The sequence below is a fragment of the Bradyrhizobium sp. 41S5 genome (assembly GCF_011516665.3).
GTDB lineage: Bacteria > Pseudomonadota > Alphaproteobacteria > Rhizobiales > Xanthobacteraceae > Bradyrhizobium > Bradyrhizobium quebecense.
Map to the genome: position 1 here is coordinate 2,670,509 of NZ_CP083721.1, position 12,511 is coordinate 2,683,019.

10 protein-coding genes are annotated in these 12,511 nt (G+C 63.4%); 2 read left to right on the forward strand and 8 right to left on the reverse strand.

Annotated features, from left to right (window positions below):
* Positions 1–45: 45 nt before the first annotated feature.
* The 5 genes from bufA2 (HAP47_RS12545) to HAP47_RS12565 all read right to left on the reverse strand — a co-directional run bounded on the left by bufA2 (HAP47_RS12545) (position 46) and on the right by HAP47_RS12565 (position 4,290).
* A complete protein-coding gene (gene bufA2, locus HAP47_RS12545; RefSeq protein WP_021077200.1) occupies positions 46–303 on the reverse strand; it encodes a BufA2 family periplasmic bufferin-type metallophore in 258 nt (85 codons plus the stop codon).
* Between the two features lie 182 nt (positions 304–485).
* Positions 486–749 carry a BufA2 family periplasmic bufferin-type metallophore gene (gene bufA2 / locus HAP47_RS12550; protein ID WP_173637974.1) on the reverse strand — a complete coding sequence of 88 codons (264 nt, stop codon included), beginning with the start codon at positions 747–749 and terminating at the stop codon, positions 486–488.
* A 322-nt stretch (positions 750–1,071) separates the two neighbouring features.
* Positions 1,072–2,862, reverse strand: coding sequence for a thioredoxin domain-containing protein (locus HAP47_RS12555; protein ID WP_173637973.1), 1,791 nt, complete (start codon positions 2,860–2,862; stop codon positions 1,072–1,074).
* A 97-nt stretch (positions 2,863–2,959) separates the two neighbouring features.
* On the reverse strand, positions 2,960–3,424 hold the full coding sequence (locus tag HAP47_RS12560) for a DoxX family protein (protein WP_173637972.1): 465 nt from the start codon (positions 3,422–3,424) through the stop codon (positions 2,960–2,962).
* A gap of 134 nt (positions 3,425–3,558) precedes the next feature.
* On the reverse strand, positions 3,559–4,290 hold the full coding sequence (locus tag HAP47_RS12565) for a cytochrome c biogenesis CcdA family protein (protein ID WP_173637971.1): 732 nt from the start codon (positions 4,288–4,290) through the stop codon (positions 3,559–3,561).
* 190 nt (positions 4,291–4,480) lie between these two features.
* On the opposite strand from HAP47_RS12565, the gene HAP47_RS12570 reads away from it, so the two are divergent.
* Complete coding sequence (locus tag HAP47_RS12570; RefSeq protein WP_173637970.1) at positions 4,481–6,526, forward strand: adenylate/guanylate cyclase domain-containing protein; 2,046 nt, start codon at positions 4,481–4,483, stop codon at positions 6,524–6,526.
* A 249-nt stretch (positions 6,527–6,775) separates the two neighbouring features.
* Here HAP47_RS12570 and HAP47_RS12575 read toward each other — a convergent pair whose 3' ends face one another.
* From HAP47_RS12575 to HAP47_RS12585, 3 genes are read right to left on the reverse strand one after another with little or no spacing between them, the layout of a single operon-like run.
* A complete protein-coding gene (locus HAP47_RS12575) occupies positions 6,776–7,813 on the reverse strand; it encodes an A4/G1 family peptidase (RefSeq protein ID WP_173637969.1) in 1,038 nt (345 codons plus the stop codon).
* Positions 7,810–8,700 carry a phosphatase PAP2 family protein gene (locus HAP47_RS12580; RefSeq protein ID WP_173637968.1) on the reverse strand — a complete coding sequence of 297 codons (891 nt, stop codon included), beginning with the start codon at positions 8,698–8,700 and terminating at the stop codon, positions 7,810–7,812. The genes HAP47_RS12575 and HAP47_RS12580 overlap by 4 nt, the downstream gene beginning before the upstream one ends.
* 43 nt (positions 8,701–8,743) lie before the next feature.
* Positions 8,744–10,516: an adenylate/guanylate cyclase domain-containing protein gene (locus HAP47_RS12585; RefSeq protein ID WP_173637967.1), complete on the reverse strand. Its 1,773-nt coding sequence runs from the start codon at positions 10,514–10,516 to the stop codon at positions 8,744–8,746.
* Between the two features lie 699 nt (positions 10,517–11,215).
* On the opposite strand from HAP47_RS12585, the gene HAP47_RS12590 reads away from it, so the two are divergent.
* A complete protein-coding gene (locus HAP47_RS12590; protein WP_173637966.1) occupies positions 11,216–12,508 on the forward strand; it encodes an MFS transporter in 1,293 nt (430 codons plus the stop codon).
* Positions 12,509–12,511 lie beyond the last annotated feature (3 nt).

Sequence of the window (12,511 nt, forward strand, 5' to 3'; positions counted from 1 at the left end):
GAAACGAGGCCCGGCCTACACCGGGCCCCGCTTGGTCCGATCCGTTCACCCGGCCTTGAACTTGCCCTTGGCCGCGGTGCAGTCGGCCTTCGTCATCTCGGCAAAGCCCTGGCCCTTGCAGGCATTCTGACCTTTGCAGGCGTGATTGCCGCCCTTGCAGGCGCTCTGGCCCTTGCATGCATTGGCGCCAACGCATTTGCCTTCGCTCGCAGCGTAGGACTGTGTCGACACCACGGCTCCGGCCAGGAAAAGCGTGGCGGCTGCGGCGGCGAGCGTGGCACCGGACTTGGTTGTAAGCTTCATGAGCGTCTCCTTTTGCAAGATGGTTGAAGAATGCGCCTGCAAGCCGTGTGAATTGGCCGAAGGCTGCACCCAGGGATAGCTACGGATATGCACCGCTTTGGTTACCCATGCTGGGATCATTTGTCCGCGCCGTGGCGCGAAAGGCCCGGCACCATCGCCGGGCCCTCTTGGGACGATTGCGATCAGCTCTTGACGAACTTGCCGCCCATCGCGTTGCACTGCTTTTCGGAGTTCAGCGAGAAGCCGGTGCCCTTGCAGGCGTTCTGGCCCTTGCAGGAATTGGCGCCGCCTTTGCAGGCGCTCTGGCCCTTGCAGGCATTGCCGGCCATGCACTTGCCCATGGCGGCATTGGCGGGCGTCGAGGTGGTCGAAACCACGGAGCCGGCGAGGAACAGGGTGGCCGCAGCGACGGCGAGCGTTGCGCCGGACTTCGAACTCAACTTCATGACGATCTCCTCGATGATTGTTTGAAAGCAAAAAAACATGGCGCCGTGAGCATCCGACGATCGTTCGATCCCGGACCGCACAACGGATGGACATTCGGAGAACAATCAGATCGCAGGGGCGTCCGCGGCGCGGTGCTTCCCGCGATTTGAGTGCTCGTCCAAGATCAGCTACGGGGTATCAGGCGATTTGGTTACAGCGTTTCAAAAGAAAATTTTGTTTGGTCCAGGTCTGACGCTCGGTCCATGTCAAACACCGTGGGCCAAAGAGTATTTCATTGCGCCAGGTCGATCGGTTGGTTGCACTGCACTGTGTGCATTTTAATCAGTTCTGGGCGGCGCGCGCCGGCTTCAGCTTCGCCATCTGGGCCACGTTGGCCTGCAATTCCGCGGCGCTGAACGCCGGGAACGAGCAGATGCGGTTGCTGCAGGCAAAGGCTGCGGGCTCGCCGAGGTCGGGATAGTCGACGTCCGGGTTGGGCAATCTGCCCTCGCGGAGGTCGAGCCATTCGAGCCGCTTGTAGCGGGCGGGCAGGGCGCGGGCGATCGCATGCAGGCGTTGCGCGCGCGTGTCGTCCTTGTGTCCGACGATGGTGACATGCGTCGGCTCGGTGGCGAGTTCCTCATCGGCGAGCAGCACACCGGGCATCGGCCGCGGCATCTCGCTCGAAGCCGCACCGAGATAGCGCATCGCGTGCGCTGCCTGTTCGCGGGTGCCGTCGGTGCCGGTATAGCGATTGAGCATGTTCATGAAGCGCGCGACCTGGATCTGGTCGTCGATCAGCTTCGCGGGCCTGGCGAACACGCCGGCTTGTCCTTCCGGCGTTTTCGAGGTGAAGAAGCCGCCGGCGTCGTCGCGGAACGTCGCGGCGAAGTCGCCGGCTTTCACCGCGGCTGTCAGCCAGTCGCGATTCCCGGTCGCGGCGTAGAGATCGAGCAGGGCCTGTCCCATCGCAACGGTGTCGCCGAGGAAGGGGCCGCCGCGATCCCTGTCGCCATGGCGGAAGCCGCCGTCCGGCAGCGCGCGATTGGCGAGCACCCATTTCGCTGCGCGCTCGGCGATCGCGAGCGCCTTGGGATCGGCGCTCGCGTCATAATAGGCCACGAGGCCTGAGATCGCCCAGCCGTTCTCGCGCGCATAGAGATTCTTGTCGATGCGAGGCAGGCCCAGCTTGCGGCGCGCGGCATCGTCAAGCGCATAATATGCGTGGCCGTCGACGTCATGATCGAGATCGGCGTCCTGGCTGACATAGAAGGCGCCGTCGGGGCTCAGCAGGAAATCCGTCAGGTAACGCTCGACGTTGCGCGCGGCCGCGAGATATTTCGCCTCCTTCCACTGCGCGTAAGCCTGGCTGTATTGCCGCAGATATTGCGACTGGAACGAGATGATCTTCTCGAAATGCGGATGGCTCCAGGAGCCGGCCTCGGAATACTGGAACACGCCGCCCCACACCGGATCGATCAGCGCGATCGCGGCATCGAGCGTCTGCCTTGCGCGCTGTGTTGCCGTCGTGTCGCCGGCTTCGGCTCGGCTGATCGCAAGGTCGAGACTGTCGGCATCGATATATTTCTGGTTCTCGCCCCAGCCGCCGAGCTTGTCGTCGTAGGATTCGTCGAATGTCCTGGTCAGCTCGGTGCGCTGCGCCTTGCTGAGAAAGGCCGATGTGGCGGGCTTGACCTCGAACGCCTCGCCGACCGACGGGCCCGGCGAGGGATCGTCGATGATGGCTTTGAGCAGCGCCTGCATGCGCTCCGGCTCGATGTAGCCCCTGATCTTGGCGATCTCGCTGCCGTCAGGCGCAAACACGATGGTCGCGGGCCAGCCCCAGTCGCCGTAGCGGCTCGAGAGATCCGGATTGGCGTCCTGGTCGACGCGGACCGGGAGATATTTCGCCGCAAGCAGCTCCTGAACCTTGGGGTCGGCGTAGGTCGTCTTCTCCATCACGTGGCACCAGTGGCACCACACCGCCTCGAGATCGAGGATGACGAACCGCTGCTCGGTCGCGGCGCGCGCGAACAGATCGTGGCTCCAGCCGGTCCATGCCGGGGCGTCCGCCGCAAATGAGGGCTGCGCGCTCAACGCCATGAGAACTGCGATGCTGCGGACAAGTCTCATGGCGCGCTCCCGAAGGCGAGGGTCGTTTGAGCTACGGGGCCGCCGGGATCGGGGCTCGCGAGCTCACGGGATTGTGAGCCAGCCTCCCGGGTTACGCTCAGGTCGGCGCCTTCCGGCCCTCGGCCGTGTTAACCAGCAGACGGTCCAGCGAGGCGGCGCCGGGACCTGCGATCGCAAGCCACATGAAGGCGGCGAAGTAAGTCGCCTCCTCGAACCCGAGCAGCGTCTCCAACGAGTCGACGTCACCCCATTTCGCCGACTTGATCGCGACGATCATCACCACCGCGAGCATCGCGGCGGGGATGCGGGTGAACAGGCCGAGGATCAGCATCGCGCCGCCGAAGCATTCGACGCCGGACACGAAGGGAGTGAGGATGGTCGGGAACGGAATGCCCCAGCCGACGAAGTTCTCGGTGACCTGGGCGAGGTTGGTGAGCTTGCCCCAGCCGGCCAGCATGAAGGTGTAGCCGACGATGATCCGCATGATCAGCGGGCCGGCCCAGGAGAAATGCGAGGCGATCCGCGCCGGCAGCAGAATCAGCAGGTTGACGATGAAGTTCATGCGAAACCCTCCCAGTATTCCGCCACGCAACCTGCGCCGGCGTTCGGTGCGAACGCGCGTCAACCGGCACGTGCCAAAAGCTACGGCCGCGTCATGGTGGGAGTTTCGCCTGACATGGCGGGCTTGTTACGCCCCTAGCCAATATTTTGCAGCGCCGGGAAGGTTTCCAGCAGCCAGACGCTGACACCGGACACCGCGCCGGTCAGGAAGCCGATGCCGGTGATCACCATCAGCACGCCCATCACGCGCTCGACCGTGTCGAGGTGGCGCTTCATCCGCGCGAACAGTGAGGAGAACTGCTCGACCAGAAAGGCGGCGACCAGGAAGGGGATGCCGAGCCCGGCGGAATACACCGCAAGCAGGCCGGCGCCCTTGGTCACCGTGGCCTCCGCGGCCGCAATCGAGAGGATCGCGGCGAGGATCGGCCCGATGCAGGGCGTCCAGCCGAAGGCGAACGCCAGGCCCATGACATAGGCGCCCCACAGCCCGACCGGCTTGGGCGCGGTCAGCCGCCCCTCGCGCATCAACAGGCCGATCCGGGTAATGCCGAGGAAGTGCAGGCCCATGATGATGATGACGATGCCGGCCAGGATCGAGAACTCGGCCGACCAGGCGCGCACCAGCCCGCCGACGATCGACGCGCTGGCGCCGAGCGCCACGAACACGGTCGAGAAGCCGAGCACGAACATAACCGCCGAGATCATCACCGCGCGCTTGGAGGCCGCGGTGGCGCCGTCCTGGTTGACCTGCTCGATGGTCGCACCGGTCAGGTAGATCAGATAGGGCGGCACCAGCGGCAGCACGCAGGGCGACAGGAAGCTGACTAGACCGGCGATCAAGGCGGCCGGGATCGTGACGTCGTGCATCAAGGAACCTTCGAGGATAGCTGGCTTGTCTTGGCGTGTACGCGGCCAACAATCCAGAAGTTTCGTCACTGAGGCCTTCAACTATGGTCACAGGCCCGTGTCCGGGTGCTGCGTTGCGTCCCGGGCTGGCGAAACAATCGCGGATATGTTCCGTAATGCGGTAAAGCAACCGCTGATCCGGACCTCATCGATGCGCATCGGCATCCGCAGTGCCATCTCCGCCCTCGTCCTGACCTCGATCGTGGTCAGCGCCGTCGGCGTGCATCTGTTGTGGTGGCGCACCGCACAACGGGTGAGCCAGACGCTGGCCGACACCATCAACGACCAGATCGTCTCCGCGGTCGGCGACGAATTGCAGTCGATCACGACCGAAGCGCGCTCGTCGATGACGGCGGTGCGGACGCTGTTGACCGAGAAGGTGCTGGACGCACGCGACGCGCGCAAGCGGCAGTTCGTGTTCCTGTCGCAGCTGCAGTCGCAACCGACCATCTCGTGGGTTGCGTTCGGCTGGCCGGACGATTCGTTTTTCGGGGCCCACAAGCTCGGCGACGCCGGCGTCGAGATGCTGACCATCTCGCCCGACCGCAAGCTGCGGGCCGATCAATACGACTATGCCGGCATCGACATCAAGCCGAAGGGCAGCACTGTCGAGGACGGCAAATATCTGGTCACGGAGCAGCCCTGGTTTCGCGATGCGATCGCAGCCCGCGACCAGCAATGGTCGACGCTGACGACGCTGCCCCGCGGCGAGCGGCTGGCCGCGATGCTGGCGGTGCCGATCGATGTTGACGGCGAGCGCACCGGCGTGCTCGCCATCATCATCGAGCTGACCCGCGTGTCGAACTTCCTCTCGCAGCTCACGGTCGGCAAGTCCGCGGGCGCCTTCCTGCTCGATCGCGACGGCGGCGTGATCGCGTCTCCCGATGCTGACGCCGACGAGCTGAATGCGCTGAAGACCGACCACCCGCTGCTGCCGGTAGCGGTCGCCGCGGTCAGGCAGGCCGGCAAGGCCTACGATCCCGGCGAGGGCGAGGCGTACCGCTCCCAGGTCACGCGGGACGGGCAGGCCTATCAGGCGGTGCTGACGCCGATCTCGTTCCCCGGCTGGTCGCTGGTGACGGTGGTGCCGGAATCCGAATTCCTCGGCCCGGTGCGGATGACGATCCGCAATTTGCTGATCGGGCTTGCGGCGCTGATCGCGGCCGCCGGGCTGTTGTCGGCCTGGCTGGCGCAGCGCCTGATCGCGGCGCCCCTGATCAAGGTGGTCGGCGAGATCAGGCATGTCGAGCGCTTCGACCTCGACAAGGTCGAGCGGCATCCGTCGCGCCTTGCCGAGATCGAAAACCTGTCGGGTGCGATCGGCGACATGGCGCAGGGGCTCGCCGCGTTCCGTAAATACATTCCGGCCGATCTGGTGCGGCGGCTGGTCAGCGACGGCAATGGTGCGCGGCTCGGCGGCGCGGTACGGCCGATGAGCGTGATGTTCGTCGATCTTGCCGGTTTCACCGGCATGTCGGAACGGCTGGGTGACCGCATCATTCCGCTGCTGTCGCACTATTTCGACATCGTCTCCGCGGCGATCCAGCAGGAGAGCGGCACCATCGACAAGTTCATCGGCGACGCCGTGATGGCGTTCTGGGGCGCGCCGGCGGCCAATCCGGATCATGCCGCGGATTGCTGCCGGGCGGCGCTCGCCTGCCAGCGCGCGGTCGCGCAGGCCGGCCTCGCCGACGACAAGGGAGAGGCGGTCAGGATCCGGATCGGCATCAATTCCGGCGACATGCTAGTCGGCAATATCGGCTCCGAAGTGCGGCTCAACTACACCGTGATCGGCGATGCCGTGAACATCGCAAGCCGTCTCGAGGGCACCAACAAGGTCTATGGATCGACCATCATCATCGGTCCGGAGACGCGGCGTCTGGCCGGCGACCGCATCGTCGTGCGCGAGCTCGACCGGCTCGCCGTCTACGGCCGCGCCGGCGGGCTCGAAATTTACGAATTGATCGCCATGGCCGACGAGGGCGCGATCGCGCGCGACTGGATCGCGTCCTACGAGGCCGGACTTGCGGCCTGGCGCGCCGGTGATTTCACTGCGGCGATCGCGGCGTTCGAGAGGTCCTTGCAACTCCGCGGCACGGACGCGGCCTCAGCGCAGATGATCGCGCGATGCAGGCATCAGCTTGCCAATCCCACCGATGAGGATTGGGACGGCACCACGGTGGCGCGGTCGAAATAGCGGCGTCGCGGATGCCTTGCCTGCGACAAAACAAACCCGACGGGCAACACAGCAAAAACCTGTCAATCGCCTGGTGCAAAGGTATTTCGCTTTATCAGAAGCGTAGCTCAGTGTATGGTTTACCCGTGTCACCCGATCGAGGGGGCTTCGCGGTCGTCACGAACGTGGGTCGAGATTCGGGGGACGCCGAGCGTGGTGCTGACGAGAGCACGCGAAGCGGACGTTGAAGTCGTGTGGTCCTGACGCTAGCTAGCGGAAATAGGTAAGGAACTCCGTCGAATCGATTGGCTTCGCAATGGAGGGCTTCTCGGTCCTTTCCGGGTTCTCCTTCACGACGTACATGTCGATGAGCTTCGCGCCGGAGAGATTGCGCTCCACCATCGCTCCGCTATCCATGTTGATTGCGGATGCGCCGCAGTCGTGGAAGACCACCGTGCCGTAGTCCGGGAGCTGCAGCGGAGTGGGATTTCCCGGGAGGGCCGACCTCTCCATCACCCATTCCGCCGTTGCGCCGGGAATTTTGAAGGGTTGCCCCAGCTGCGTCAGAGGCGCGGTTTGAAAGAACTGCACGGAGCGACTGGTCGTGAGGTTCGCGATCACGAACGACACCCCGGTGCGATCCGGCGCTACCTGCATGAGGCACATGATCAGATCGCCGGCATGAATCTTCGGCGACACGAGCGTGATGGGATGCGCTTGGGCCGGGTCACCCCTTACCCACCATTGCCACCAGGCGAAGAACGACGTCGTCGGGTCGCCCGCGCCCGTGGCAGGGTCGATGTTCTGCGCGGTACCAATTTGCGGCAGCGTCGATCGGTAGTACCGACGTTGTCCATCAAAGCCGATCCACGTCGAACTGTGATATGTTTCGCTGGCCCGACCGCTCGCCGGCTGGGTTGGCGTCGGCACCTGAAACTTCCCCCAGACCGACGAGAATACGGTTCCATCCCTCGGCGTGATGTAGGCACCGGACCAGTTGAGGCTGCTTTCCCGCCGCGGCGATTGGTCGAAAGATCGGCGGAGGCCTGCGGTGACAGGGGAGAGCACTTGGAAATCGAAGGCCTCGAACGCCACTGTCGGACTGAACATCTTCTGCCAGAATGCATACTCGGCCGGCTGCAGCACCGGGTCCGGCCGTCTTGGAAAGCCGAGCGCCTTGAGCTCGTCCTGCGACGCGACCAAGGTGCGAAATCCGTTGGGAGGAAGAACGCTGGTCGTCGAATTCTTGATGACCTTCTTCAGGCCTTCGATGTCGTATGTGGGGCTCCGCCCGTCCCGGATGCTCATTGCCATTCGCCTGCGGCAGCCGTGATGGCGCTGTCAAACATCGGCACGATGGCTGGCGTCAGAATGACGGTATCCAGCAGATCGGCGATTCTGGCGCCGCCTTCTGAATCCTTCGGATAATGCACGCCGGCAATCTCGCGGTTTCGGGCGATCGAATCCGCCAGGATCGACAGGTCGGATTTCCATACGGCCTGGTCAGCCGCGGACATCGGCGTCGCGGCGAACACCCTGAGCATGCAGTTCTTCATGAAATGCGCCTGGGTAGAATGTCCGCTTGGCCAGGATGAGTGACCGGGGACCTGGATCGGCGGCAGCAATGCGGGGCAAATCTGCGACGGCCGAGGCAAATCGTATCTGTCCTTGAAATACAATGCCGCAAAGGACCCAATCAAACTCGCGATATTCAACAGGCGCCAGGTTTGCGTATGCGAGCCGGGCCTCGCGGTCAGCACCGCCAGGAAATCCGTGAAAAATTCAACGTCCTGCGAGAGGATCAGGCCCATCGCATCCGGCCGTTCATCCCGCGCGGCGAGCACAAGGTTGTCTATCTGGGCGGAATAGTTGGCGACCAGGTCGGTCCGAATCTGCGTGAGGGTGGCGTCAGCATCGACGGTTGCTGCCCAGCCGGGGACATTGGCAATGAACTGATGCAGGACACGCCATGCATACCAGTCAGCCGACCATTGTCGGCTGCCGAAATTCGCCGGCGGCGTCCGCCGCAGGCTGCCAAGCTCGTTTGTGCCGGAGGGGTCGAGCCTCGTGACGAACGGTAGGTCGACGCGGTCCGAAATGAACCAGCCACCCCCTCCGACGTTGCCGGTGTTTCCTGTGTTGCCGGTATTGCCGGTATTTCCGGTATTGCCCGTGTTACCCGTGTTGCCCGTCATTGACGTCTCTCCCTTGTTCGGCAGTTGTCGTCAGCAATACCAGTCAATCAGGAAGCCCCGCCGATCGCAGATGGCCGAGCCAGGTCTCCAACGCCTCGCCACGAAACGGGCAGCGAGGCGCGTAGGACGAAATACGGAATCCGGGTTGGATTTCCAGGTAGCGGCGTGCCGCCTCCGCTGCTTCTTCACGACGGCCCAAGGCACCGAGCGTGACGATGAGCAGGCGATGATTGAAGCGAATAAGTCCGTTACGGTTCAGTGCGCCGCGTACCCACTCCAATGCCTGCTCATAGTCGCCATTCACGTAGTGAGCCTGGGCGAACAATCCCTCGTGCCAGAACGAGCGCGCGTCGAGCGGCGAAAGCCGGACGCCCTGCTCACCTTGGCGCAGGGCGGCAGGGCCATCACCAAGAAAGCCGGATGTTGCGCTCGCCATGGTCCAGGCCATGGCTGAACTCGGGCCGGCGGCAATTGCGCGGTCGAGGGCAATCCTTGCGCTTTGAAAGTCATGCAGCAAAAATGACTGGACGTGACCATACACCGCCAACGCGAATGCATCGTCACCGCCTCGTTCGATAGCCTCCTTGGCATATCGCGCACCGGCGACGACATCGCCCTCGGGATCGGGCGATCCGATTTCCCCGATCCGGAATACATACCACAGCGCGACGTAGGAATAGGCCAACGCAAAATTAGGGTCGTATGAAATGGCTTGCTCGAGCAGGCCCCGCGCCTTGGAAAAGGAATCATAGTCCATCCGGTACAACAAATCGAGCGCCTGCAACACGAGATCGTAGGCGGTCAGGTTCTGCGGATGTTTGCGCATCGATCGCATAAGCTCACGCTCGCGAACCTGCGGCGCGATTTGTCTGATGACATTGATGGCGATCCGATCCTGAAGCTCAAAGAGTTCGCGAAGGTCACCTTCGTGCAAGTCCGAACGAATGACTTCGCCCGACTCGGCATCGCTGAGCTCGGTCACGATACGGACCGAGGTCATCGTCCTCTGAATCCCTCCATAGAGGACATAGCGAACTCCGAGCCGACGCCCGATCTCGCGCACGTCGATATTGCGGCCGCTAAAGCCAAGGCTGGACCCGCGTGATACGACGAAAAGCTCCTTGAGCCCGGCAAGGCCGCGAATGATGTCGTCAACGACACCATCAGCGAAATACCCCTCTTCCGGGGTGGCCAGGTTCATTCGGAACGGCAGAACGGCAATCGAGGGACGAGGTTCCGAGCCCACCGGGGCTTCGCCAACAAGCTTCGCGGGCTGCATGGGTCGGTGGAGCGCATACACGCGGACAGGCCGACCCATGTTGCGAAGATGCAGATCGCCGAGATCAATCACGCTGACGTCCAGGTCCTGGCCGATCTGCTCCGCAACGGCGCCCGAAACCACGACGCCGCCCGCTTGCGCATAGCTCTGAAGGCGCGCCGCGATGTTTACGCCCTCGCCGTAGACGTCATCTTTTTCAACGATGATATCCGCGGCATTCAGCCCTATGCGAAAGCTGATGCGCTCGTCAGCGGGCATCCCGGCTGTATTCACGGCCAGAGCTTCCTGCAGCGAGAGGGCACACCGCGTCGCGTCGCGCGCGGTATCGAAGGTTGCAAGGAAGCCGTCGCCGGTATTCTTGATGATCCTGCCGTTTTGCGCCGTGACGCCCGGGTCGAGGACTTCCGAGCGCAATCGCATCAGCCGGGTATGGGTGTTTTCCTCGTGCGCCTCCATCAGGCGCGTATACCCGACCACGTCCGCCGCAAGGATTGCCGCAAGACGTCGGCGAACTTCCGGGACCGATGGGGTCGTCATATTATTGATACTTCTGCAAAATTTACGGATATGCGACTAAAATTTGGCACAAAGTACGGAACTCCAACGGGAAAAGAATATCTTCATCAAGATCATAAAGGAAGGCTCATCCGGCAGCGTGAGCGAACCGAGTGGGCTGGTACAGTATAGTGTTTGCAACCTTCGAGAGGCGTTCGCAGATGCGCAATCGCGATATCCCCGGCGGATGGGGGCGATGCGAGCCAAGCAGCCATTCGCGCCTTGAGCATGCAAGCAAATGCGTCTCTTGACTTCATGGCTGGATCATCGTCGCGGAGCAACTCGTCGCCATTGATTGCGTCAATGCGGGAAGGGTGTTTCTCGCTTCTTCCCGCCGATCATGGGCGAGTTTAGCCGGGGAGCGCGGCGTTACCGCTGGCGCGACCGCCATCGTCGTATCCAGTGCTGCCGGTCGTCCGATGGAGCGTGCTCGGAATTCCGGCAGGCAACAGGAGGTCAGCTGACATGGCCGAGGTATCGACATCGCGCGCAAGTCTGCCGCGCTGGGCCTGACTGTCTATGAATTGCTTCACACAGTTGGGCGGTTGATTTGAACGAATTGACGCGGCCTGATGGAATATACTCGCTCGAAGCCACCTTATCGGTCGATGGGACTTGACCGTCAGCGGGGCGCGGGCTGAAACAGATATTCGTCCTGTAACCTTGGCAACTCAGACCCCCATGCGATTTCCCTTTTTTTACGGCTGGATCATCGTCGCGGTGACCTTCGTCACCATGGCGATCGGCGTCAACGCACGGACGGCATTCTCGCTGTTCTATCCGCCGATCATCTCTGAATTCGGCTGGGAGCGCGGCGTTACCGCGGGCGCATTCTCGTTCGGCTTTATCGCTTCCGCGATCGCGAGCCCGCTGATCGGCCGGCTGATGGACCGCAACGGTCCGCGCGCCGTGATGGTGCTTGGTGTGCTCTTGATGGGCTCCGGCCTGCTGCTGGCGCCGCTGACCACGCAGCCCTGGCATCTCTATCTCACCATTGGCGTGCTGGTTGGTTCCGGCAGCGTCTGCCTCGGCTATTCCGGCCAATCGCTGTTCGTGCCGAACTGGTTCATCCGCCGCCGCGGCCTTGCAATCGGCCTCGCCTTCGCCGGCGTCGGCATCGGCTCGGTGACGCTGCTGCCATGGGTTCAGCACATGATCGAGCACACCGGCTGGCGCACCGCCTGCACCGCGATGGGAATCGTGGTGCTGGTCGCGCTCGCGCCGATCAACCTGTTGCTGCACAAGCGGCCGGAAGACATCGGCCTGCAGCCGGATGGCGATGCGGCGCCGACGGCGACGTCGGCCAGGCCGGCATCGAACATCGTCGATCCGGTATGGGCCGGCACCGACTGGACGCTGTCACGCGCGCTGCGCACCGCGCGGTTCTGGTGGATCGCGACCGGCTATTTCTGCGGCCTGTACATCTGGTATGCGGTGCAGGTGCACCAGACCAAATTCCTGCTCGACATCGGCTTCAGCTCCAACGTCGGTGTCTGGGCGCTCGGCGTCGTCAGCCTGCTCGGCATTCCCGGCCAGATCTGGCTCGGGCATCTCTCCGATCGCATCGGCCGCGAATGGGTGTGGGCGATCTCGTGCCTGGGCTTCGTGATCTGCTTTGGCGCGCTCGTCGCCTTGAAATACTGGCCGAGCATGGCGCTGATCTATCTCATGGTCTTCACGCAGGGCGCGCTCGGCTATGGCCTGACATCGGTGATGGGACCGGTGGTGCTCGAGATATTCCAGGGCAAGCAATACGGCAGCATCTTCGGCACCGTGATGCTGGCCGCGCTCGCGGGCGGAGCCGCCGGCCCCTGGATCACGGGCCAGCTCTACGATCTCTCGGGCAGCTACACGAGCGCGTTCCTGCTCGGCATCGCCGTCAGCCTGCTGTCGGCATTCGCGATCTGGCAGGCTTCGCCGCGCAAGGTCCGTGCCGTCGCCGGCCAGATGCACAAGGCCGCGAGCGCGGCCTGACGC